Consider the following 24,356-nt stretch of genomic DNA (forward strand, 5'->3'; position numbering starts at 1 on the left):
TAAGAGTAAAATTCCGGAGCTTTATTTTGGCACGAGCCCCAAACTGTTTAGCGATAAATGGTTTCTGGGGTTAATTTTATTTTTGAGAAAGCAAAGAGGACGACATGGTAACCATTCGTTTGGCACGTCACGGCGCTAAGAAGCGTCCATTTTATCAAATCGTAGTAGCGGACAGCCGCAATGCAGCAACTGGCCGTTTCATCGAGAAAGTTGGTTTCTTTAACCCAACTGCTCAAGGTCAAGAAGAAGGTCTACGTCTAGACCTAGATCGCGTTAACCACTGGGTTGGTCAAGGCGCATCTGTATCTGACCGCGTAGCTAAGCTAGTTAAAGACGCTCAAAAAGCGGCTTAATTCTTATTTTAAGAAGTAGAAATTAGCTTATGTCGATGAAAGGTAAAGAAACAATGAGCGATGACAAGATTGTTGTAGGCAAGTTTGGTGCTACTTATGGCATTCGCGGTTGGCTCAAGGTTTTTTCCTACACAGACAATACTGAAAGCATATTTGATTACGCACCTTGGTTTATTAAGCAAGGTGAAAAGTGGGTCGAGTACAAAGTAGAAAGCTGGAAGCGCCATAACAAAGGTTTGGTGGTAAAGCTGGAAGGTCTTGATGTGCGCGAAGAAGCGCAGCTCATGACTAACTTTGAAATCTCAATTGACCCTGCGGTATTACCAGAATTGCCATCAGACGAGTTCTATTGGCGTGATTTGATTGGTATGCAGGTAGTAACCGATAAAGGTTACGATCTAGGTGTCGTTTCCGACATGCTGGAAACTGGATCCAACGATGTTCTCGTAATTAAAGCAAATCTAAAAGATGCTTTCGGACAAAAGGAACGATTAATTCCGTTCCTTGAAGAGCAAGTGATCAAAAACATTGATCGTGAAGCTCAACGGATCGAAGTTGACTGGGATCCTGGATTCTAAACTCCAAATTACCAGAGCGAGATAAACATGTGGGTTGGCGTAATTAGCCTATTTCCTGAAATGTTCCGTTCTGTTACTGATTTTGGAGTAACAGGTCAAGCGGTTAAAAAAGGTCTTTTGTCGATTGAGACTTGGAATCCTCGTGATTTCACGCACGACAAACATCGCACTGTTGATGATAGACCTTACGGTGGCGGCCCTGGCATGCTTATGATGGTTCAGCCTTTGCGCGATGCTATCCACGCAGCCAAACAAGCGTCACCGGGTAAGACGAAAGTCATCTACCTTTCTCCTCAAGGTCGAAAACTTGACCAACAAGGGGTAGAGGAACTGGCAACAAACGAGAACTTGCTTCTTATTTGTGGCCGTTACGAAGGGGTAGATGAGCGTATCATCCAATCTGAAGTTGACGAAGAATGGTCAATTGGGGATTTTGTGATGACGGGTGGTGAGATACCAGCCATGACGTTGATTGATTCAGTGTCTCGGTTTGTTCCGGGTGTACTAGGAGATTTCGCGTCAGCAGAAGAAGACTCTTTTGCTAATGGCTTGCTAGATTGCCCTCACTATACGCGCCCTGAGGTGTTAGACGATAAAGAAGTACCTGCGGTACTAAAGTCTGGTAACCATAAGGACATTCGTCGCTGGCGACTAAAACAGTCGTTAGGCCGTACTTGGCTAAGAAGACCAGAGCTCCTGGAAAACCTAGCTCTGACTGACGAACAGGAACAATTACTGGCCGAGTTCATTAAAGAGACCCGAGCTAAGTAACCTATTAAATTTAGTATCAGTTTATTCTAGGAATATTGAAAATGAGTAACATCATCAAGGCTCTTGAAGAAGAGCAAATGAAAAAAGACCTACCTAACTTCGCACCTGGTGACACAGTTGTTGTTCAAGTTAAGGTAAAAGAAGGTGACCGTGAGCGTCTACAGGCTTTCGAAGGCGTTGTAATCGCAATCCGTAACCGTGGTCTACACTCTGCATTCACTGTACGTAAGATTTCTAACGGTGAAGGTGTAGAGCGTACGTTCCAAACTCACTCTCCAATGGTTGATAGCATTGAAGTTAAACGCCGCGGTGCAGTACGTCGTGCCAAGCTGTACTACCTACGTGAGCGTTCTGGTAAGTCTGCTCGTATTAAAGAGAAACTTGCTAAGAAGTAATGCTATAACTAGCGTTCTCATAGTATTAGCGGAGACCAATTGGTCTCCGCTTTTTTGTTTGGAACGGACTACGTCCTGCGAGATTCGAGAACGGACTTCGTCCTATGGAACGCTTCGCTTTTGGAAAGCGGGATCGGGCTTCGCCCTTCGGGAGGTACAAATGCTAGTGGTTTTTCGTTAGGTATTGACGGTACCTGTACCTAACTAAAGATAATTATCCAGTTATCCAGTTATCCAGTTATCCAGTTATCCAGTTATCCAGTTATCCAGTTATCCAGTTATCCAGTTATCCAGTTATCCAGTTATCCAGTTATCCAAAAAAGCCGATGCTCTCACATCAGCTTCTCTTTACTCTCACATCTCAAAGCGTAGCGCTCTCGCTTCTCGAATCTTTTCAGTACTGATCTTCCGACCAGCCGTCAGCATCTGACATATCTGGTGCGCCGGGGATCGTGTTCTCTTCGTCAGCCCATTCGCCGAAATCAATCATCTGACACTGCTTACTGCAAAACGGGCGGAAAGGGCTCTGCTCGCCCCATGTAACATCTTGGCCGCATTGAGGGCATGGAACGATGGTAATCTTAGACATGGTGTTTCTCTGAACTTAAACAAAGGGGTGGGCTTAGTATAGCTTGAATATGGAATCTGTTGTTAGCTACACACAGCGAGTTTGAACTCAACGTTAGCAACCGATGCTTGACCCGATTCAAACTCAATGAACTTTATCGCGAAGCGATTCTTATGCCCTGAAATCATAGGGTAGACGCCAAAGTGCATCGGGATTTCCAAGCGGAGAATGTTGGCTTCATCGGCGTCACTTTGATAGAAACCTGAATTGGCCTGAATGGCGCGGAAGTGACCCGTTTCTCGCGTGAGTTTAAGCCAAAGCTTGAGGGCTTCAGCGAGTGGTCTTAGGGTTGAAAGCCACTGAGATGCATCGGCTTTCTTGTTTTCAAGTGGTAGATGTAGCCAGTGATGAAGTGCTGGTAGGTCAAAGCAACATGAACCTCCTGGGAGATTGAAACGTTGTCTAATTGCACTTAGGAAGCGGTCTTCCTTAAGACTTTGCCCGAAACGCTCAGCACCCATTAGGTCACTGTGTACCGCGTCGACTTCATTTAAGATATTTTTCAGCATATCTTGGTCAACGCCCTCGACATTGAGCCAAGAGCGGTATGTTAATCTTTGCTTTTCGATGTCTTTGGCTAGCTCGCTCTTGAGTTGAATTTGCTCGAAGATCTCAAGCAGATCAAACAAAGAACGATAGAAAATCAGGTGCTGCATATCATCACTAAACTGAGCCGCTACATCCAGTTGATTAAGCAAAGCTTCAACACGGAGGTAGATGCGAGTTTTTTCGTTTAGTGGATGTTCAAAATAATGCGTGGTCATCAATATGCAGCTCTGTATTCTTCAACCTTTATTCTCACCGATTTTCCCTACTGATTTCTAGGAACTTTTTATGTAATTCTGTGATTTGAGGCAAAAGTTTTTGGTTTTCTGTATTATTTTTAATCACATAATCCGCGATAGCTAATCTCTGCTCTCGCGTTGCTTGCGAAGAGAGAATCGCTTTCGCTTGAACGGCATCAACTTGGTCTCGCTCAACGGTGCGCTGAATTTGCGTTTGCTCATCTACATCGACCACGAGCACCTTATCTGCAAGTGCCTGCAGGTTGTTCTCCACCATTAGAGGGATGACCAGTAAGGCATACTCTGATTGTACTTCGGCAAGTTCAGAGAGCATTTGGGCTCTAATCATAGGGTGGAGTAGATTGTTCAGCCACTCCTTTTGGCTCGGTTCGCTAAAGATGATTTCTCTCAGTTTTGCTCGGTTTAATGTCCCATCTTGCTGAATAACGCTTTGACCAAAGTGTTGTTCAATGGCTTGCAAGCCTTGGCTTTTGGGTTCAACCACTTGCCTAGCAACAATGTCAGCATCCACAATCTCAATGCCAAACTCTTGCTGGAATAGGTCTGCAACCGTTGTTTTACCACTGGCAATGCCACCAGTAATACCAATAACTAGTGCCATATTAGATTCCTAAAAAGTTGCTTAAATACCAATTGAGAATGTCATTTCCCCACATCATGCTCAACCAGCCTGCAATAGCTAAATAAGGGCCAAATGGGAAGGCTTTGTCGATTCCTTGGCTTTTCAATTTGAGCTGAATGAGGCCAAAAACTAAGCCAACTAAAGAAGAGAGCAAAATTATCATCGGCAAATATTGCCAACCAAGCCAAGCGCCCAAGGCGGCAAGCAGTTTAAAGTCTCCGTAACCCATTCCTTCTTTGCCTGTGGCTAGCTTAAACAGCCAGTAAACTGACCATAAAGCAAGATAGCCAGCCATTGCACCGATCACCGCGTCTTGTAGAGATACTGGGCTAATCCCAAACAGTGCGAGCGCAATTCCCGCCCAGGTTAGAGGAAGAGTGAGTTGATCTGGCAGCAGCATGGTATCGAGATCAATAAAGGTCGCCGCGATAAGAGTAAAGGTGAAAAACAGCAAGGCAATCGAGAAGTAGCTCAATGCAAACTGATTAGCGATAACAAAACATAGACCTGCTGACAAGATCTCAATCAGAGGGTAGCGCATGCTTATTTTATTATCGCATTGACGACATTTCCCTTTCAGTATCAGCCAACTAACAACAGGAATGTTGTCCATCATGCGGATTGGAGTATCACATTTGGGGCAAGTTGAATTTGGAACGCTGAGGTTGTAAGTCCCTTCTGGGGGCGATATTTGGTATTCAGGAAAGCTTTCCGCACATTCGGCTCGCCATTCACGTTCCATGATGATCGGCAGGCGATGAATAACCACGTTTAAAAAGCTGCCTACGATAAGACCAAACAATGTTGCTAGTGTAGGAAAAAGCCAATGGTAATAGTCAAAAACGTCCATAAAGTAGGTACAGCTCTTTAAGTAAAAGCATTCAGTTCAATTAGATAAGCCTTGTATCTTATCCTAAGACACTCATCAAATTAAAGATAGGTAAATACATTGCGACAATCAGCCCACCGACAACAATACCTAGAAAGATGATTATCGCGGGCTCTATGATCTTGCCAAGATTATCAACAGTATTATCGATCTCAAACTCATACACATCGGCAATTTTGTGTAGCATTTCCCCGAGCCGTCCTGACTCTTCACCTATCATTATCATCTGCAAAACCATTTCGGGAAAACAGCCAGCGTTGCGCAGTGAAAGATACAGCGGCATACCTGCAGTGACATCGAGCAAAGCCGTTTTGATTGCTTGATGATAATGCTGGTTACGAACCGTTTTAGCGGAGGCTCTTATACCTTCTAAAATTGGGATTCCGGCATTAAAGCTAGTGGCAAGTGTTCGGCTAAATTTAGCAATTGCCGCTTTAGTTAAAATGTTGCCGAGAAGCGGGATCTTGAGTAGGGCACGACTAAACAGTAGTTGAAGTCGGTATGATTTTGTTAAACCGAGCTTAATGACCCCTAACATCAGCATCAATCCAAGTAAGCTAGGTCCCGAATAGGTTTGTAGCCAAGCGGATAAGGCCAGCACTTGTTGGGTAAGCCAAGGTAACTCAGCACCAAAGCCTGCAAACATTGCTTCAAATTGAGGTATCACCATTGTTAGCATTAGATACGTCACAGCGAAAGCCGTGGTCATCACCATAGTGGGATAGATGAGCGCTTTGGTTACCTTGGCGTTAAGTCGTTGCGATTTTTCCCGATAGTCAGCAATACGTTGGAGTACTTCCGCTAAGTTGCCAGACTGCTCTCCAGTGGCAACGAGGTCGGTATAAAGGCTATCGAATAGTGGGCTAGCGGTGCCTAAGCTCTGAGATAGCGGGTTTCCTGATTCTACCTCCTTGCTTATGTAGCTTAAGACCGATTTCATCTCAGCTTTGGGGTGGTTAAGAGTAATAAGCTTCAATGCTTGAATCAGTGGTACTCCAGTCGCGAGCATAGTACTCAGCTGCCTCGTGAGTAGAGTGATGTCTTTCTTTTTGACTCTTTGTGTTAGGCGAGTAACGAGAGACAGTGACTTTCTTCTTAGAGATTTAACACGAATTGATTGTTCACTCAGCTTATCTTTTACTTCGTTATCACTTAAGGCGAGCGTAGAGCCAGAGACGAGCTTTCCTCTTTGGTTAACCCCCTTCCAGCGATACTGTTTGAGCTGATGAGATGCTGCTTTCATTTCAGATTACCTACAAATAAAGAACACGTTGTAACTCTTGGTAACTGGTGATTCCTGCGAGTAGTTTCTCTGTTCCAGACTCTTTAAGCGTCTGCATTCCTTGCTTTATCGCGGCCTTTTCGATGGCTTTAGCATCTGCCTCTTGATTGATGACTTGCACTAACTTGTCGTCTATCTGCATCACTTCATAGATTCCAGTTCGCCCAAAATAGCCTTGATTGCATTCACTGCACCCTTGCTCATTAGCCGCAAAAACCACGGTGTTGTTTGCTAACTGCAGTTGTTGGCAGTGCGCCTCGGGCAAGGTTTGCGACTGCTTACAATGGTTACACAGCTTTCGTGCCAAACGTTGGGCAATGATTAAGCTCAGTGATGAGGAGAGATTAAATGGGGAGATGCCCATATGTTGCAAGCGAACGACGCTTTCGGCAGCCGAGTTCGTATGCAAAGTTGATAGCACTAGGTGACCTGTTTGTGCTGCTTTGACTGCGATTTCAGCCGTTTCAAGGTCGCGTATCTCACCGACCATGACAATATCAGGGTCTTGGCGTAAAAAGGCGCGCAACGCTTGGGCGAAGTCTAATCCAATTTTTGGGTTGATTTGAACTTGATTAACGCCCGCTAAATTAATTTCCACCGGGTCTTCTGCGGTTGCAATGTTCACTTGTGGGGTATTGAGCATGTTTAGCCCCGCATAAAGTGAGACTGTCTTACCGCTGCCTGTTGGTCCTGTCATCAAAATCATGCCTTGGGGCTTGCTCAAAGCCTTTTGATACAAAGCTTGTTGGTGTTGGTTGTACCCTAGTGATTGAATGTTTAACTCGGCACTGCTGCTATCGAGAAGGCGTAGCACGATCTTCTCGCCCCACAAGGTTGGTAGGGTTGAAATTCGAATATCGACAGCGGTACTTGCACTGAGTTGAAGCTTGATGCGCCCATCTTGAGGTAAGCGGCGCTCGGCAATATCGAGTTTGGCGATGATCTTTAGCCTTGCGGATAACCGACGGCTTAATGTATGGCTAGGTTGTTGAGTCTCAATCAAAATACCATCACAACGAAATCGCACACGATAAGAGGCTTCATACGGTTCAAAGTGAATGTCAGACGCTTTTTTCCTAACCGCATCCAATAAGATTTGATTGATATAACGACTGACTGGGGAGTGATCACTACTCAGGTCTTCGACTGGGCGAATTTCATCATTAGAGAGCTCGACTAAGCTGACGAGCTCTTGTTCGCTCAGCTCTTTTGCATGACTCGCTTCTTCACCACAGATAGCGCTGCCATACAAGCGACGTACCGCGCCATTGAGTTGCTTTACGTCAGCTAAAACTAACTCAATCTGCTTTCCGGTCGCAAAGCGAAACTCTTCTTCGATTGCGATATTGGTTGGGTCTGTAACGGCGATAAGCAGTTGGTGTTCACTCTGCCTAATAGGTACTGCTCGGGAGCGGGTGATCAATTCGCGCAGGCCTAGATTGTGGCATACCGCTTGATAATCGTAATTAGCAAAGTCGATGATGGGTAAGGCAAAAATTCGCGAGAGTTGTGAGGCTAGCTCTGCTTGGGTGAGCCAACCTCGCTCTATTATCGCTTCGGCTACAGTAAGATTTGTGCCCTTAACCATTTCCACCAACTGAGCTTCTTGAACAGGGTCAAGGAGCTCAGCTTGGCGCAAAATAGAGGGTAGGTTGGTTAGCATATTGCTTATGAGCATCCATCTAGAGAAGGAACTGCTCCCGCTTTTGCGCAAGACCAACCGGTACTCGGATCTCGAGAATAGGTAATGGTGTCACTGCTTCCCATTGAGCTGTCGGAATCGAATGTGAACTTTAATGTTGGAACAGCTGCTGAACCTGTTCCAGTTATTGCTGAGGCAATGGTTCCTAAATTATTAGCGCCGCTATCGATGCCTAAATTAGATAAAGCTGCGGCCGATGCGGTGCCGTTTTCTTGATAGAAAACTTCAGCTGGCGTAATCAGGCTTTTTAACGTCGCTAGCGCTGAAGCCGCCTCAGATTTCCTAACATAGTCTTGATAAGCTGGTATTGATATTGACGCAAGCACGCCAATAATTGCTACCACAATCATCAACTCAATTAAGGTAAAGCCTTTGGTTTTGCGGCTTTGTAAACTTTGCATATTTCTCTCCATAGATAAAAGACGATTTGTCCGGAGAGAGTATTGAATGGGCTGCTAAGCAGAAATGTTGGTACAGGTTGTTTCCGAGTAAGTTAGGAAAAAATAGTCCTTAGTTTCATATCAAGTACAATTTGATCCGAGCTAGGGCATGAGTTTAGGTGGGTAAGCTTAGGACGAATACAAAAATAGAGGCTCGAAGCCTCTATTTTCTTGAGTAGTACGTTGTTTTTTCTGCTGATAGTTACTTAAAGCGCATGGATAAATCCATCGCTTTTAGGTGTTTAGTCAGTGCACCAACCGAGATATAGTCAACGCCAGTTTCAGCGTACTCTCGGATAGTCTCTAGCGTCACATTACCTGAGTTTTCTAGCGCAGCGCGACCCGCGTTAATTTTTACTGCTTCACGCATCATATCGGTGGTGAAGTTATCAAGCATGATGATATCAGCACCTGCTTCAATCGCTTCTTGCAGTTCTTCAAGGCTCTCTGTTTCAACCTCAACCGGCTTGCCTGGGTTGAGTTCTTTGGCCGTTTTAATGGTTTGAGAAATACCACCGTTAGCAATAATGTGGTTCTCTTTGATTAGGTAAGCGTCAAACACACCGATACGATGGTTAAAGCCACCGCCACAGGCAACAGCGTACTTTAATGCACTACGTAGACCAGGAATAGTTTTGCGGGTATCAAGCAGGCGACAACCTGTGCCTTCTATTTTCTCTGCATATTCAGCCACGGCCGTCGCACAGCCAGAAAGAGTCTGGATAAAGTTCATCGCATTGCGCTCACCAGTAAGAAGAGCACGAGAAGGGCCTGAAAGCGTACACAGCACTTGGTTAGGTGCTACTTTATCGCCATCTTCTACATTCCAATCAATCTTTACTTCGCCGCCTAGCTGTTTAAATACTTCGTCAGCCCAAGCTTTGCCGCAAAAAACACCATGTTCACGAGTGATAATGGTTGCCTCGTTGTGTGCATCTGCTGGGATTAGACTTGCGGTAATATCTGCGGCAGGGTCTAGAGTACCCCCCAGATCTTCCTTGATGGTATCCGCGACAGCGCGGGAGATCTCTAAAGGAAGTTGCTGTTTCAAATATTCGAGACGTTCTTGGCTATTGTGTGTGTGTTTCATCGCAAATCTAATACGCAGTTGGACAAGAGGTGGGCATGATACGCTGACTGAGTGTGAAATTCAGCCATTAATCTCGCATTTCATCGCCAAAGGGATAAAATCAGAGAGTTAGTCATGATAATGAGCCGCTTATGATCGATGAAAATGGTTGGTACAACAAAGCTAGACATGTACCTTCACCTTTTTTTGACCACAGAACAGACACTACCGACATTTCTCTTTTGGTTGTGCATAACATCAGCTTACCGCCGGGTCAGTTTGGTGGTCCGTATATTGAACAGTTTTTTACTGGTCAACTAGACCCGAATGAACATCCGTTCTTTGAAGTGATCCATAATATGGGTGTTTCGGCTCATTGCTTGATCAGACGTGATGGGGAAGTGGTTCAGTTTGTACCGTTTACTGCCAGAGCATGGCACGCAGGTGTTTCGAGCTTTGCCAGGCGAGATAAGTGCAATGACTACTCGATCGGCATTGAGTTAGAGGGCAGTGACTACGTTGCCTACACAGATGAGCAATACCAAGCGTTAACGGAGCTCACCAAGCAGATTCAAGTCAGCTACCCGAAAATCACCTTACCGCGCATTACTGGCCACCAATACATTGCGCCACTACGTAAAACCGATCCGGGTTTGGTATTTGATTGGGGGAGATTTAGGGGCGGGTTGCGCCCTTAGAAATAGGAACGGACTTCGTCCTGCTGGAACGAGCTCCGCTCTATGGTTCGCTTTGCTGCGGGAAAGCTAGAGTTGAGACCTTAAGCAAAGTGGATCAACTTTAGTTATCCAGTTATCCAGTTATCCAGTTATCCAGTTATCCAGTTATCCAGTTATCCGTAGGGCGAAGCCCGTTCCCGCATCCCGATTCCCGCTTTTACAGTGTCTCTTGATACTCAACCAAAATCTGCTCAACCCAAGTGGCGATACGTTCATCGCTCAGTTCATATTGGGAATCTTCATCAAGTGCTAAGCCGACAAATTGACTGCCATCTTCGGTTAGGGCTTTTGAGGCTTCAAACTCGTAGTTCTCGTCGTTAGGCCAGTAACCAACAAAGTTAGCTCCGGTCTTTTTCAGCTCGTGGTGCAAGAGTCCCATAGCATCCAGATACCACTCGCCATAGCCTTCTTGATCGCCTAAGCCGAATAGTGCGACGGTTTTGCCATTTAGCGATACGCCATCGATTTGATCCCATAACTCATTCCAGTCTTCTTGGATCTCACCAAAATCCCAGGTTGAAATGCCGATAATCAGAAAATCATAATCTTCCATCAAAGAGAGTGGTGACTCTTTAACGTTGTGAATATCAACAAGGTCTTCACCAATGATAGCGCGGATTTTCTCTGCCGCCATTTCGGTGTAACAAGTCGTTGAGCCGTAAAATAGACCGATTTTCATAGCATTGTTTTATATTTTGAGAATTGATGGTGAATTCTAACCACAAAATGGCGAGCTTTGCAGCGAATATCCACTTTCACTAGCAATTTTTATAGCTTTATTGTTTTGAGGCACTTACATTTGAGCGCAGAAAAAATTTTTGAGGTTTGCCGTGTCACAACAAATGTCGCCTGACCAAGGGCTAGTGGAACAGTTTTTAGATGCGATGTGGATGGAGCGGGGCTTATCTGAAAACACCCTTGCCTCATACCGAAATGATCTCTCAAAGCTAATCCAGTGGATGACAGCCAATAATTATCGTCTCGACTTTATCAGTTTGTCTGGGCTGCAAGACTACCAGACGTGGTTGGTTGATGAAGGGTATAAGCAAACTTCACGAGCAAGAATGTTGTCCGCAATTCGACGTCTGTTTCAGTATTTGCATCGTGAGAAAGTTCGCAGTGATGATCCGAGTGCGCTACTGGTAAGTCCAAAACTGCCCAAACGCCTGCCTAAAGATCTGACTGAAGAGCAAGTGGATGCGTTGCTTGATGCACCAGATCCGAATGATCCGATGGAGCTGCGCGATAAAGCCATGCTTGAATTGCTATATGCGACCGGGTTGCGTGTCACTGAGTTAGTCAGCCTGACAATGGAAAACGTCAGCTTGCGTCAAGGCGTTGTTCGGGTAACGGGTAAAGGTGGTAAGGAGCGTTTGGTGCCGATGGGAGAAAATGCCGTTGAATGGATTGAAACTTTTATCCACCAAGGCAGGTCTGAATTACTTGGAGAGACAACCTCTGACGTGGTGTTTCCAAGTAAACGCGCGCGACAAATGACTCGCCAGACGTTTTGGCATCGTATAAAGCACTACGCGGTGATAGCTGGGATTGATACCGAACTACTTTCTCCTCACGTGCTAAGACACGCTTTTGCGACCCATTTGTTGAACTACGGCGCAGACTTACGTGTAGTACAGATGCTTTTGGGGCATAGTGACTTGTCTACAACACAAATTTATACTCATGTAGCAACTGAACGATTGAAACAGCTACACAGTGAGCATCACCCAAGGGCTTAAGCGCTCATGGTTATAACTAAATCGATTTAAGGTGAATTGAATGAGCGTATTACGCCGAATGACTCTACTTACATTGCCATTTCTACTTGCTACACAAACCGTATCTGCAGGCGAGGTGAAATTTGATAAAGCTCAGCTAGAAGAGCATTTTGCCAAGCTAGGATTGGAAGTGAAGGACGTTGTTCCCGCTGATATTGATGGCTTAGTTGAAATACAAACCAGCGGTGGAATCCTGTTCGCATCACCAACTGGTGATTATTTTATCACGGGTACCTTGTACAAGCTGGACTCAAATGGCAAGTACGAAGATGTGCTGGCTAAACGCCAAGCGCCAATCAATGCGGCGAAAATTGAAGCCTTTAAAGACAGCATGATTGAGTTTAAAGCCAAAGATGAGAAGTACGTGATCTCTGTGTTCACTGATATTACATGTGGTTACTGTGTTCGACTTCATAGTCAGATGAAAGACTACAATGATCTAGGGATTACTATCCGTTACCTTGCTTATCCTCGTCAGGGTGCGACGGGTTCAGTGGCTGATCAAATGGCTTCGATTTGGGGCGCAGAAGACCCACAATCCGCAATGCACAACGGTAAGGTAAAGCGTGAGTTCCCAGAAAAGAGTGAAGACTTTGCTAAGTATCAGCAGATTATTCAGGATCACTATGCGCTAGGTCGTGAACTGGGAATCAGTGGTACGCCAGCGATCTTCTTACCTAATGGTGAGATGGTCGGTGGTTACTTGCCACCAGAACAGATGTTGCAACGCCTGCAACAAACTCCAAAGTCGTAATTTAAACGAATCAAGTAACCAAACTAAATATCCTCAGTTTAGTTTGGTTGCTGCTATGATTGTCCCACTTAACTTATCATCACCCGATCTATTGTCATGATTGAAATCCAACGTCGCCCTGAACCTGATTTATCCTCTCTGCCAGATACCATTGCGCCTTTACTTAAACGTATCTACGCCAGTCGAGGTATCACATCGCAGCAACAACTAGATACTACAGCGCGTGCGTTGCACTCCTATCAAAAACTGCATGGCATTGAAGCGGCGGTTGAGCTGTTATTTGAGTCTATTCAGCACAATAAGCGGATAATCGTGGTGGGTGATTTTGATGCAGATGGGGCGACAAGTTCGGCTTTGTCTGTATTGGCGCTTAGGATGTTAGGTTCGAGTAATGTCGACTACCTAGTCCCAAATCGTTTTGAAGATGGCTATGGCCTAAGTCCTGAGGTTGTTGATCAAGCGATTGAGATTGGCGCTGAAGTGATTATGACCGTCGACAATGGGGTCTCTTCGATTGATGGTGTGCGCTATGCGAAAGAGCAGGGCTTGAAGGTATTGGTGACTGATCACCACTTACCTGGTCATGAGCTGCCGAATGTTGATGCCATGGTCAATCCCAACCTCCAAGAGTGCGCGTTTCCCTCCAAGGCTTTAGCTGGCGTTGGCGTTGCTTTTTACTTGATGATGGCTCTTTGCGTTCATATGCGTAAAACCGGCTGGTTTGCCGAGCAAGGGATGGCAGAGCCTAAGTTAATGGAGCTGATTGACTTAGTGGCACTCGGTACGGTTGCTGATGTCGTGCCTCTGGATGAAAACAATCGAATTTTGGTTCATCAAGGTTTACAGCGAATTAGAGCGGGTAAAGCGCGTCCGGGCATTCAAGCTCTGATAGAAGTAGCGAAGCGAGATTCACGTCGCTTGGTGGCGTCTGATTTTGGATTTGCGTTAGGGCCGCGTATCAACGCCGCGGGTCGTTTGGATGATATGTCGTTTGGCGTTGAGCTGTTAATGGCAAACAACATTCATGCCGCACGTCGAATGGCGAGCGAGTTAGATGGTTTGAACCAAACTCGCAAAGAAATTGAAGAGGGAATGAAGCAAGAAGCGATGGCTTTTTGTGAACGTCTGCAGTTCGGCGACCAAGATATGCCTCATGGCCTCGTGCTTTTTCAGCGTGACTGGCATCAGGGCGTGATTGGTATTTTAGCCTCACGCATTAAAGAGAAGTTTCACCGCCCAGTGATTGCATTTGCTGATGGAGGTGAAGGTTCGATTAAAGGTTCATGCCGCTCGATACCGGGTTTGCATATGCGTGATACTTTAGATCGCATCGATACCCAGAACCCAGGTTTGATACTCAAGTTCGGCGGACACGCGATGGCAGCGGGTCTAACTATTTTGGAGAAAGATTTTGAACGCTTCTCTAAACTGTTTGATGAAGCAGTGAAGCAAGACTTAGATGAAGCGGCACTGAAGGGTGTGATTTTGTCTGATGGCGAACTCAAGCCAGAAGAGTTTTCTATGAATGTCGCCGAGATGCTTCGTGCTGGTGGACCTTGGGGGCAAGCTTTCCCAGAACCTCTGTTTGACGGTGAATTTAAAGTGCTTCATCAGAAACTGGTTGGCGAGAAGCACTTAAAGCTTATGTTAGAACCTCTACACAAAGGTCACCCAACCAATATCATGATTGATGGCATTGCATTCAACGTTGATCTGCGCCGCTGGCCTGATGCTTCAGTGAAAACGGTGCGTTTAGCCTATAAGCTCGACATTAATGAGTTCCGCGGCAATCAATCGTTGCAGTTGATGATTGATCATTTAGAGGCGAAGTAGAATACGGGCATAGCCCTACAGAACGCGTTGCTCCGAGATCGGGCTACGCCCGCGAGAATCGGGAACGGGTTCCACCCTTCGAGAAAAGAGTCTTACGACTATTTCGGATTCTTCTGCTGGGTTGTTCCATAGATCGAGTAAGGGTTCGATTTGCTTTAAGAGATCCCCAACTCGTTCGTGCCTCACTCTTGAGGATGACGTTGTTTGGGATGGCCTGATGTACAAGCAGTCATTCCATAGAACGACGAAGGAGTGAGTAGGGAATCTCTATGTCTTCTCGGCTTGTTATCATAATCCCAGTTCACTCGTCCCTTGTTCTTGAGGATGAACGTTCTAAATAAAAGTAAAAGGGTTGACGAACAAACCTCGACCCTCAAAATTAATCTCGTTTCTCGTTTCTCGTTTCTCGTTTCTCGTTTCTCGTTTCTCGTTTCTCGTTTCTCGTTTCTCGTTTCTCGCAACTTCCCATCTTTTCACGACATATTCTGTTCATATTCCTTTAAAACTTACCAATTAAACTGTGATACCTAGCACGATTTATTCCCATCTGTTTATATTTTGTAATTGGTCAGACCAATTTGATTGCTGTTTTAATCAGCTATTGTTATCAAAGTGTTGGTACATGGCTCGTTCTATGATTTGGGTCAATTTTTGTCTGGAACTTGCGTTTTAATTATGTTAATTTTCTCGCCAACTTAAAATTGGTATTACCAATTGACTGCAAAGAGTAGAAGAAAAACAACTATGGCTTATCAAAGGATTCGTCAGCCAAAACTTTCTGATGTGATTGAACAAGAGTTAGAAAGGCTGATTGTGGAAGGAACATTGTCTCCGGGGCAGCAGCTGCCTCCAGAGCGCGAACTGGCAAAACAGTTTGATGTTTCCCGTCCTTCAATCCGAGAAGCGATACAACGTTTAGAAGCTAAACGTCTTCTTACTCGCCGTCAGGGTGGTGGCACTTTTGTTAGCGAGAACATCTGGACCAGCTTTTCAGATCCTCTGCTAAATTTATTGTCTAGCCACTCCGAAACTCAGCTGGATTTACTGGAAACGCGTCATGCGATGGAAGGTATAGCCGCTTACTTTGCAGCAGTTCGTGGTACCGAGGAAGACTTCGCTCGTATTCAGGCTTGCCTGAAAAACATCAGTGAAGAGCAAACTAAGAAGAATGTCGAAGCAGAATCAGCTGCGGTAATGCAGTTTTTGATCGCTTTAACTGAAGCTGCCCATAACGTGGTACTTCTGCACATTGTTCGCAGCCTTGCGCCTTTGCTAGAGCAGAATGTCTTGCAGAATTTAAAGCTCTTACATCGCCGCGATGAAGTGGTCGAAAAAGTAAGTAAACACCGAGCTAATATCGTGGATGCGATTGTTTCTGGTCAGCCTGAAAAGGCGCGTGAAATGTCTCACTCACACTTAGCTTATATTGAAGAAACATTGTTGGATTTGACTCGTGAAGAGTCTCGCAGAGAGCGTTCTTTGCGTCGAATTCAGCAAGGTAACGATTCTTAAAACAAGAAACGGTTACTTTAAATAAGTAGATCCAACCAATAGAAGGATAGATCGCCATGTCTGATATGAAGCATGACGTAGATGCACTGGAAACTCAAGAATGGCTACAAGCACTTGAGTCAGTTGTACGTGAAGAAGGTGTAGAACGTGCTCAGTTCCTACTAGAGCAAGTTCTAGACAAAGCACGTCTAGACGGTGTTGATATGCCAACAGGTATCACAACGAACTACATCAACACGATTCCTGCAGATCAAGAACCAGCTTACCCAGGTGACACAACTCTTGAGCGCCGTATTCGTTCCATCATCCGTTGGAACGCAATCATGATCGTTCTACGTGCATCTAAGAAAGACTTAGAGCTAGGCGGCCACATGGCGTCTTTCCAGTCTTCTGCTGCATTCTACGAAGTATGTTTCAACCACTTCTTCCGCGCTCCAAACGAGACGGACGGTGGCGATCTAGTATACTACCAAGGTCACATCTCACCAGGTATCTACTCTCGCGCATTCGTTGAAGGTCGTCTAACTGAAGAGCAGCTAGATAACTTCCGCCAAGAAGTAGACGGTAAAGGTATCCCATCATACCCGCACCCTAAACTGATGCCTGAGTTCTGGCAGTTCCCAACTGTTTCTATGGGTCTAGGTCCTATTTCTGCGATCTACCAAGCGCGTTTCCTTAAGTACCTAGACGGTCGTGGTATGAAAGATACTTCGGCTCAGCGTGTATACGCGTTCCTAGGTGACGGTGAAATGGATGAGCCAGAATCACGTGGTTCACTATCTTTCGCTGCGCGTGAGAAGCTAGACAACCTATGTTTCCTAGTTAACTGTAACCTACAGCGTCTAGATGGCCCTGTAATGGGTAACGGTAGCATCATCCAAGAGCTAGAAGGCCTATTCAAAGGTGCTGGCTGGAATGTTGTTAAAGTTATCTGGGGTAGCAACTGGGATGCACTACTTGCTAAAGATACGTCTGGCAAGCTTCTACAGCTAATGAACGAAACTGTAGATGGTGATTACCAAACATTTAAATCTAAAGACGGTGCTTACGTACGTGAACACTTCTTTGGAAAGTACCCAGAGACTGCTGCACTAGTTGCAGACATGACTGATGACGAAATCTTCGCACTTAAGCGTGGTGGTCACGAGTCTTCGAAGCTATACGCAGCATATAAAAACGCGGCAGAAACTAAAGGTCGTCCAACAGTAATCCTAGCTAAGACTGTTAAAGGTTACGGCATGGGTGAAGCGGCTGAAGGTAAGAACATCGCGCACCAAGTTAAGAAGATGGACATGACTCACGTACTACACCTACGTGATCGTCTAGGTCTTCAAGACATCCTAACTGACGAAGCAGTTAAAGAGCTTCCGTACCTGAAACTTGAAGAGGGTTCTGCGGAATACGAATACCTACACGCTCGTCGTAAAGAACTAAAAGGTTACACGCCACAGCGTCTACCTAAGTTCACTCAAGAATTTAAAGTACCTGAGCTAGAAGAGTTCGCGCCGCTACTAAGTGAGCAAAAGCGTGATATCTCTACAACTATGGCTTACGTTCGTACGCTTAACATCCTGCTTAAGAACAAGAACATTGGTAAGAACATCGTTCCTATCATCTGTGACGAAGCACGTACGTTCGGTATGGAAGGTCTATTCCGTCAGATCGGTATCTACAACCCGCACGGTCAGGAATACACACCAGAAGATAAAGGCATTGTTTCTTACTACAAAGAAGCGACATCTGGTCAGGTACTACAAGAAGGTATCAACGAGCTAGGCTCAATGGCTTCTTGGGTTGCTGCTGCAACGTCATACAGCACTAACGATCTACCAATGATCCCGTTCTACATCTACTACTCTATGTTCGGTTTCCAACGTGTTGGCGACATGGCGTGGATGGCTGGTGACCAACAAGCTCGTGGTTTCCTACTAGGTGCTACTGCTGGTCGTACAACGCTAAATGGTGAAGGTCTACAGCACGAAGATGGTCACTCGCACATCATGGCGAACACTGTTCCTAACTGTATCTCTTACGACCCAACATTCGCTTACGAAGTTGCAGTCATCATGCAAGACGGTATCCGTCGCATGTACGGTGAGAACCAAGAGAACGTGTTCTACTACCTAACTGTGATGAACGAAAACTACGCAATGCCAGCAATGCCAGAAGGCGCTGAAGAAGGCATCCGTAAGGGTATCTACAAGCTTGAGTCTTACGCAGGTGACAAGTCTAAAGTTCAGCTAATGGGCTCTGGTACTATCATGAACGAAGTACGTAAAGCAGCAACTATCCTAAGCGAAGAGTACGGCATCGCTTCTGACGTGTTCTCTGTAACATCGTTCAACGAGCTAACTCGTGACGGTCAAGATGCAGAACGTTACAACATGCTTCACCCAGAAGGCGAAGCGAAAGTACCTTACATTGCACAAGTAATGGGTACTGAGCCAGCTATCGCAGCGACTGACTACATGAAGAACTACTCTGAGCAAGTTCGCGCGTTCATGCCTTCTGAGTCATACAAAGTACTGGGTACAGATGGTTACGGCCGCTCTGATAGCCGTGAGAACCTACGTCGTCACTTCGAAGTTAACGCAGGCTACGTGGTAGTTGCAGCGCTAACTGAACTAGCTAAGCGTGGTGATGTTGAGAAGTCAGTAGTAACTGAAGCTATTGCTAAGTTCGACATCGACACTGAAAAAACTAACCCGCTATACGCTTAATTGAGAAGGTAAATAAGAAATGGCAATCGAAATTAATGTACCAGACATCGGTGCGGATGAGGTTGAAGTTACTGAAATTCTTGTAAGCGTTGGCGACAAGGTTGAAGAAGAGCAGTCTCTTATCACAGTTGAAGGCGATAAAGCTTCTATGGAAGTTCCTGCTTCTCAAGCGGGTATCGTTAAAGAAATCAAAGTTACGGAAGGTGACTCTGTTTCTACTGGTTCTCTAATCATGATTTTCGAAGCCGAGGGTGCAGCTGACGCTGCACCTGCTCCTGCGGCAGAAGCAGCTCCAGCAGCGGCTCCAGCTCCAGCAGCAGCGGCAGAGCTTAAAGAAGTTCACGTACCAGATATTGGTGGCGATGAAGTTGAAGTGACTGAAATCATGGTTGCAGTTGGCGACAGCATTGAAGAAGAGCAATCTCTTCTAACGGTTGAAGGCGACAAAGCTTCTATGGAAGTACCTGCACCATTCGCTGGTACACTAAAAGAGATCAAGGTAGCAGCAGGCGATAAAGTTACGACTGGCTCGCTAATCATGGTATTCGAAGTAGCAGGCTCTGGCGCTCCAGCGGCACCTGCTGCAGCAGAAGCTCCAGTTGCAGCGGCTCCAGCAGCATCAGCAGCGAAAGAAGTTAACGTTCCTGATATCGGCGGTGATGAAGTTGAAGTAACTGAGATCATGGTTGCAGTTGGCGATACAGTGGAAGAAGAGCAATCTCTAATCACTGTTGAAGGTGACAAAGCTTCAATGGAAGTTCCTGCTCCATTTGCTGGTACGGTTAAAGAGATCAAGATTGCAGCAGGCGACAAAGTGTCAACTGGCTCACTAATTATGGTCTTCGAAGTGGCGGGTGCAGCACCTGCTCCAGCAGCAGCCCCAGCTCAAGCGGCGGCACCTGCAGCAGCTTCAGCTCCAGCTCCTAAAGCAGAAGCTCCAGCGGCACCTGCAGCAACAGGTGATTTCCAAGAGAACAATGAGTACGCACACGCGTCTCCAGTTGTTCGTCGTCTAGCTCGAGAGTTTGGCGTTAACCTTTCTAAGGTTAAAGGTACTGGTCGTAAGAGCCGTATCCTAAAAGAAGACGTACAGTCTTACGTTAAAGATGCGCTTAAGCGTCTTGAGTCTGGCGCAGGTGCAGCGGCATCTGGTAAAGGCGACGGCGCGGCTCTTGGTCTACTACCTTGGCCAAAAGTGGACTTCAGCAAGTTCGGCGAAACTGAAGTTCAGAAGCTTTCTAAGATCAAGAAGATCTCAGGCGCTAACCTGCACCGTAACTGGGTAATGATCCCTCACGTTACACAGTGGGATAACGCTGACATCACTGAGCTAGAAGCATTCCGTAAAGAGCAGAACGCTATCGAAGCGAAGAAAGACACGGGTATGAAGATCACACCACTTGTGTTCATCATGAAAGCTGCAGCGAAAGCGCTAGAAGCATTCCCAGCGTTCAACTCTTCTCTATCTGAAGATGGCGAAAGCATCATTCTGAAGAAATACGTGAACATCGGTATCGCAGTAGATACGCCTAACGGTCTAGTTGTTCCTGTGTTTAAAGATGTGAACAAGAAAGGCATCTACGAGCTATCTGAAGAGCTAATGGCTATTTCTAAGAAAGCACGTGCTGGTAAGCTAACTGCTGGTGATATGCAAGGCGGTTGTTTCACAATCTCTAGCCTTGGTGGTATCGGCGGTACTGCGTTTACACCAATCGTAAATGCTCCAGAAGTTGGTATCCTAGGTGTGTCTAAGTCTGAAATGAAGCCAGTGTGGAACGGTAAAGAGTTCGAACCACGTCTACAGCTTCCACTATCTCTATCATACGATCACCGTGTGATTGATGGTGCTGAAGGTGCTCGCTTCATCACGTTCTTGAACGCAGCGCTATCAGACATTCGTCGTCTAGTTCTTTAATTAAAGATTAGATGATTTAGAGGCGGCATTAGAGCCGCCTCTACTACTAATAATTATCAAACAATTTGATTGCAGACCTTAGAGTGAATAAGGTTTTCTCAAACGAATTGTTGTCTAGCTCACAGGCTAAATTGATTTACTTTTCACACCATTAACATCTCTGTAAACTGATGGCGGTCTGAAAACAACTGTTTAAAATAAACTGACTTGAACATATAGAATCAATACCCACTCAGCCTGTTAGGGATAATGACTACAAGAGGTCAAAATGAGCAAAGAAATTAAAGCCCAAGTTGTAGTACTTGGTGCAGGTCCTGCTGGTTACTCTGCCGCTTTCCGTTGTGCAGACTTAGGTCTAGAAACGGTTCTTATCGAGCGTTACAGCACTCTTGGTGGTGTGTGTCTAAACGTGGGTTGTATCCCATCTAAAGCACTACTTCACGTATCTAAAGTTATCGAAGAAGCAAAAGCACTTGCTGACCACGGTATCGTATTTGGTGAACCTCAAACGGATATCGACAAGATCCGTAAGTGGAAAGAGAAAGTAATTAACCAACTAACTGGCGGTCTTGGCGGTATGGCTAAGATGCGTAAAGTTAATGTGGTTAACGGTTTTGGTAAATTCACTGGTCCTAACACTATCGAAGTGGAAGGCGAAGAAGGCAAAACTGTTGTTAACTTCGACAACGCAATCGTTGCAGCGGGTTCTCGCCCAATCAAACTACCATTTATCCCACATGAAGACCCACGTATTTGGGACTCAACTGACGCTCTAGAGCTGAAGGAAGTTCCTGGAAAACTTCTAATCATGGGTGGTGGTATCATCGGTCTAGAAATGGGTACGGTTTACCACTCACTAGGTTCTCAAATCGATGTTGTTGAAATGTTCGACCAAGTTATCCCTGCTGCGGATAAAGATATAGTGAAGGTTTACACTAAGCGTATCAAGAACAAGTTCAACCTAATGCTTGAAACAAAAGTAACAGCAGTTGAAGCGAAAGAAGACGGTATCTACGTTTCAATGGAAGGCAAGAAAGCACCAGCAGAAGCTGAGCGCTACGATGCTGTTCTAGTTGCTATCGGTCGTGTACCAAACGGTCAACTTCTTGATGCAGAAAAAGCGGGTCTAGAAGTAGATGAGCGCGGTTTCATCAACGTTGATAAGCAAATGCGTACTAATGTTCCTCACATCTTTGCTATCGGTGATATCGTTGGTCAACCAATGCTTGCTCACAAAGGTGTGCATGAAGGTCACGTTGCTGCTGAAGTTATTGCTGGTAAGAAGCACTACTTCGACCCTAAAGTTATTCCTTCAATTGCTTACACTGAGCCAGAAGTGGCATGGGTTGGTAAGACTGAGAAAGAAGCAAAAGCGGAAGGCATCAACTACGAAACGGCTACATTCCCATGGGCAGCTTCAGGTCGTGCAATCGCTTCTGACTGTGCAGACGGTATGACTAAGCTCATCTTCGACAAAGACACTCATCGTGTAATTGGTGGTGCTATCGTTGGTACTAACGGTGGTGAACTACTTGGTGAAATCGGTCTAGCTATCGAGATGGGCTGTGATGCTGAAGATATCGCACTAACAATCCACGCTCACCCAACTCTACACGAGTCGGTAGGTCTAGCGGCGGAAGTGTTTGAAGGTACAATCACTGACCTTCCAAACCCTAAAGCGAAAAAGAAGAAGTAATCCATTCTTCTAGCTGAATCCAAAAACCGCTGAGCTCTCTCAGCGGTTTTTTATGTTGTGCAATTTCTAAATACAACAAAGCCTGCTCATTGAGCAGGCTTTGTCTTAGTGTGCGTCAGACTTTTAGGTTACGCGTTTTTCGCGTGCTTGTAGATGCACAGCATGTCTAAGTAGCTTTCAGTTAGCTTCTTCATGCCGTCTTCATCTTGAGTACGGTTTGCTTGCACAAACAGTGAGTAGAAGATACCGTGGAACAGAGTTGCTAGTTCAGCAGGCTCATGCTCTTCACATACCTCACCACGTTCAATTGCCTTAACAAACATATTCTGAACCAAGAGTTGGTTAGTACGGTTTGTTGAAACAAACAGTGGCCATACTTCATCACGAGTTGATGCACTCCATTCGAACCACACTTTAAGCCAGTGGCAATCGTTAAGTACCAGTTCAACCATTGCTGAAGTTAGGTTATTTAGGTTTTCTTTCGCATGAATATCTAAGTCGATATTGTCTGATAGGAAGTTCGAGAATTGACGAACAACGTAGTTTAGTACGTCATCAACCAAATCTTCACGAGTTGGGAAGTAGTTGAAGACCGTTGCAACAGAAACTTGCGCAATTTCTGCAATGTCAGCATGACCACCGCGGCCGATGCCACGACGAGCGAACACTTCCAGTGCGATTTCCATTAGTTGCTGTTTTCGTTTTTGCGGTGAAAGACGCGTACGCGGTCTTTTAGCAATTGAGTCCATAATTAATTTCCTTGCCAAATGAGTTGTTTATATTTGTTTGGGCTTTTTGCCCTATTTATTAATTTATAATTTGCTGACGCCCTATGAGTGTAATGGTGCATATAGTTAAGGTCAACGGTTTCAGTCTATTTTATAATCACTTTTGTTAATATCGTGCTAAAGATCAATAAGAAATAATCCTGCGTTTCATGAATTATTTAGGCAAACGTTTTTCCTTGGCGCATGCTGGTGGTAAACTACGCGCCTAAATCTTGAGTGACTAAAGGGTCTGTTGACCTTTCGAGCTGATTTTTGCAGCAGTTTGTGGGTTCTTTATGCAAGGCAGAGGCTTTGAATTGTAGTTGCCCTACCTGATAAGCCGATAACGCAGCAGAAGGGAGCCACAAACGCTGCCCGAAGGGTTCGGCTAAAATCGTTTTTTGCTTTGTTAAGGGGTATTTACTTAGAATGCTAGGTTACACACCCCTTGCCGCGCCTAAAACGATTTTATCTCGAACAAAATTTAACCGCGAAAGGTCAACAGACCCTAGCTACGCTCTATACAGCTAACGTGAAAAACGAGATTGGTATGAAACATACAGTAGAAGTAATGATTTCTGAGCAGGAAGTCAGTGAACGAGTTAAAGAGCTAGGTAAGCAAATTAGCGAACACTACAAGGGCAGCGAAGATGTGGTTCTAGTGGGGCTTCTGCGTGGATCATTTGTATTCATGGCTGACTTAGCGCGTGCCATCGACCTGACTCACCAAGTGGATTTCATGACCGCTTCTAGCTACGGCAATACAATGGAAAGCTCGCGAGATGTTCGCATCTTGAAAGATCTTGATGATGATATTAAAGGCAAAGATGTCCTGCTAGTCGAAGACATTATCGATACAGGTAACACTCTGAACAAAGTAAAAGAGATTCTGAGCCTTCGTGAGCCTAAGTCGATTGAAATCTGTACGCTACTAGACAAGCCTTCTCGTCGTGAAGTTGCGGTTGATGTGAAGTGGATTGGTTTTGAAATTCCAGATGAATTCGTTGTTGGTGTCGGTATCGACTACGCACAAAAATACCGTCACTTGCCTTACATTGGTAAAGTAGTTCCTCAAGAGTAACTCAACTCTTAAAGCTAGATACAGTAAA

The 24,356-nt window shown here is 45.4% G+C and carries 23 protein-coding genes; 13 read left to right on the top strand and 10 right to left on the bottom strand.

The annotated features are described in order from the left end of the window. Nucleotides 1-104 precede the first annotated feature (104 nt). From rpsP to rplS, 4 genes are read left to right on the top strand one after another with little or no spacing between them, the layout of a single operon-like run. A complete protein-coding gene (gene rpsP, locus AC5O63_RS15415; RefSeq protein WP_004742593.1) occupies nt 105-353 on the top strand; it encodes a 30S ribosomal protein S16 in 249 nt (82 codons plus the stop codon). Nucleotides 354-382: 29 nt separating this feature from the next. Next, nucleotides 383-931: a ribosome maturation factor RimM gene (gene rimM / locus AC5O63_RS15420; RefSeq protein WP_004742594.1), complete on the top strand. Its 549-nt coding sequence runs from the start codon at nt 383-385 to the stop codon at nt 929-931. A 27-nt stretch (nt 932-958) separates the two neighbouring features. Then, the gene (gene trmD, locus AC5O63_RS15425) at nt 959-1,702 is read left to right on the top strand and encodes a tRNA (guanosine(37)-N1)-methyltransferase TrmD (RefSeq protein ID WP_004742595.1); all 744 of its coding nucleotides are present in this window, start codon (nt 959-961) and stop codon (nt 1,700-1,702) included. A 41-nt stretch (nt 1,703-1,743) separates the two neighbouring features. Further along, nucleotides 1,744-2,097, top strand: coding sequence for a 50S ribosomal protein L19 (gene rplS / locus AC5O63_RS15430; protein ID WP_004742596.1), 354 nt, complete (start codon nt 1,744-1,746; stop codon nt 2,095-2,097). Between the two features lie 394 nt (nt 2,098-2,491). Here rplS and yacG read toward each other — a convergent pair whose 3' ends face one another. The 8 genes from yacG to nadC all read right to left on the bottom strand — a co-directional run bounded on the left by yacG (nt 2,492) and on the right by nadC (nt 9,556). Beyond that, a complete protein-coding gene (yacG, locus tag AC5O63_RS15435; RefSeq protein WP_171324696.1) occupies nt 2,492-2,686 on the bottom strand; it encodes a DNA gyrase inhibitor YacG in 195 nt (64 codons plus the stop codon). 62 nt (nt 2,687-2,748) lie between these two features. After that, nucleotides 2,749-3,489 (bottom strand): cell division protein ZapD, encoded by a 741-nt coding sequence (zapD, locus tag AC5O63_RS15440; protein ID WP_494505517.1) that lies wholly within the window; start codon nt 3,487-3,489, stop codon nt 2,749-2,751. A gap of 34 nt (nt 3,490-3,523) precedes the next feature. After that, nucleotides 3,524-4,132 carry a dephospho-CoA kinase gene (gene coaE, locus AC5O63_RS15445; protein WP_494505518.1) on the bottom strand — a complete coding sequence of 203 codons (609 nt, stop codon included), beginning with the start codon at nt 4,130-4,132 and terminating at the stop codon, nt 3,524-3,526. Between the two features lies 1 nt (nt 4,133). Continuing rightward, complete coding sequence (locus AC5O63_RS15450; protein ID WP_494505519.1) at nt 4,134-5,003, bottom strand: prepilin peptidase; 870 nt, start codon at nt 5,001-5,003, stop codon at nt 4,134-4,136. Nucleotides 5,004-5,061: 58 nt separating this feature from the next. Further along, the gene (locus tag AC5O63_RS15455; RefSeq protein ID WP_494505520.1) at nt 5,062-6,285 is read right to left on the bottom strand and encodes a type II secretion system F family protein; all 1,224 of its coding nucleotides are present in this window, start codon (nt 6,283-6,285) and stop codon (nt 5,062-5,064) included. A gap of 10 nt (nt 6,286-6,295) precedes the next feature. Beyond that, the gene (gene pilB / locus AC5O63_RS15460; RefSeq protein WP_494505521.1) at nt 6,296-7,987 is read right to left on the bottom strand and encodes a type IV-A pilus assembly ATPase PilB; all 1,692 of its coding nucleotides are present in this window, start codon (nt 7,985-7,987) and stop codon (nt 6,296-6,298) included. 5 nt (nt 7,988-7,992) lie between these two features. Further along, nucleotides 7,993-8,427, bottom strand: coding sequence for a type IV pilin protein (locus AC5O63_RS15465; protein WP_494505522.1), 435 nt, complete (start codon nt 8,425-8,427; stop codon nt 7,993-7,995). 241 nt (nt 8,428-8,668) lie between these two features. Beyond that, a complete protein-coding gene (nadC, locus tag AC5O63_RS15470) occupies nt 8,669-9,556 on the bottom strand; it encodes a carboxylating nicotinate-nucleotide diphosphorylase (RefSeq protein WP_494505523.1) in 888 nt (295 codons plus the stop codon). Nucleotides 9,557-9,687: 131 nt separating this feature from the next. On the opposite strand from nadC, the gene ampD reads away from it, so the two are divergent. Further along, the gene (ampD, locus tag AC5O63_RS15475) at nt 9,688-10,233 is read left to right on the top strand and encodes a 1,6-anhydro-N-acetylmuramyl-L-alanine amidase AmpD (protein ID WP_494505524.1); all 546 of its coding nucleotides are present in this window, start codon (nt 9,688-9,690) and stop codon (nt 10,231-10,233) included. Between the two features lie 196 nt (nt 10,234-10,429). Here the strand turns inward: ampD and fldB are convergent, their stop codons facing one another. After that, nucleotides 10,430-10,951: a flavodoxin FldB gene (gene fldB, locus AC5O63_RS15480; protein WP_004742606.1), complete on the bottom strand. Its 522-nt coding sequence runs from the start codon at nt 10,949-10,951 to the stop codon at nt 10,430-10,432. Nucleotides 10,952-11,114: 163 nt separating this feature from the next. Here fldB and xerD point away from each other — a divergent pair, with 163 nt between their 5' ends. From xerD to lpdA, 7 genes are all read left to right on the top strand, one after another. Beyond that, complete coding sequence (gene xerD, locus AC5O63_RS15485) at nt 11,115-12,011, top strand: site-specific tyrosine recombinase XerD (protein ID WP_004742607.1); 897 nt, start codon at nt 11,115-11,117, stop codon at nt 12,009-12,011. Nucleotides 12,012-12,051: 40 nt separating this feature from the next. Then, nucleotides 12,052-12,804: a thioredoxin fold domain-containing protein gene (locus tag AC5O63_RS15490; protein WP_494505525.1), complete on the top strand. Its 753-nt coding sequence runs from the start codon at nt 12,052-12,054 to the stop codon at nt 12,802-12,804. A gap of 96 nt (nt 12,805-12,900) precedes the next feature. Continuing rightward, the gene (gene recJ, locus AC5O63_RS15495; protein ID WP_494505526.1) at nt 12,901-14,637 is read left to right on the top strand and encodes a single-stranded-DNA-specific exonuclease RecJ; all 1,737 of its coding nucleotides are present in this window, start codon (nt 12,901-12,903) and stop codon (nt 14,635-14,637) included. 744 nt (nt 14,638-15,381) lie between these two features. Further along, nucleotides 15,382-16,149, top strand: coding sequence for a pyruvate dehydrogenase complex transcriptional repressor PdhR (gene pdhR, locus AC5O63_RS15500; protein ID WP_004742610.1), 768 nt, complete (start codon nt 15,382-15,384; stop codon nt 16,147-16,149). A 56-nt stretch (nt 16,150-16,205) separates the two neighbouring features. Then, on the top strand, nt 16,206-18,869 hold the full coding sequence (gene aceE, locus AC5O63_RS15505) for a pyruvate dehydrogenase (acetyl-transferring), homodimeric type (protein ID WP_171324685.1): 2,664 nt from the start codon (nt 16,206-16,208) through the stop codon (nt 18,867-18,869). A gap of 19 nt (nt 18,870-18,888) precedes the next feature. Further along, the gene (aceF, locus tag AC5O63_RS15510; protein ID WP_494505527.1) at nt 18,889-20,784 is read left to right on the top strand and encodes a pyruvate dehydrogenase complex dihydrolipoyllysine-residue acetyltransferase; all 1,896 of its coding nucleotides are present in this window, start codon (nt 18,889-18,891) and stop codon (nt 20,782-20,784) included. A gap of 268 nt (nt 20,785-21,052) precedes the next feature. Further along, nucleotides 21,053-22,480, top strand: coding sequence for a dihydrolipoyl dehydrogenase (gene lpdA / locus AC5O63_RS15515; RefSeq protein ID WP_004742613.1), 1,428 nt, complete (start codon nt 21,053-21,055; stop codon nt 22,478-22,480). 128 nt (nt 22,481-22,608) lie between these two features. Here lpdA and AC5O63_RS15520 read toward each other — a convergent pair whose 3' ends face one another. Continuing rightward, nucleotides 22,609-23,229, bottom strand: a complete 621-nt coding sequence (locus AC5O63_RS15520; RefSeq protein ID WP_004742614.1) for a LuxR/HapR/OpaR family quorum-sensing transcriptional regulator — start codon at nt 23,227-23,229, stop codon at nt 22,609-22,611. Nucleotides 23,230-23,797: 568 nt separating this feature from the next. On the opposite strand from AC5O63_RS15520, the gene hpt reads away from it, so the two are divergent. Continuing rightward, nucleotides 23,798-24,328 carry a hypoxanthine phosphoribosyltransferase gene (hpt, locus tag AC5O63_RS15525; protein ID WP_004742615.1) on the top strand — a complete coding sequence of 177 codons (531 nt, stop codon included), beginning with the start codon at nt 23,798-23,800 and terminating at the stop codon, nt 24,326-24,328. Nucleotides 24,329-24,356 lie beyond the last annotated feature (28 nt).

The sequence above is a fragment of the Vibrio sp. SCP2 genome, assembly GCF_059295395.1.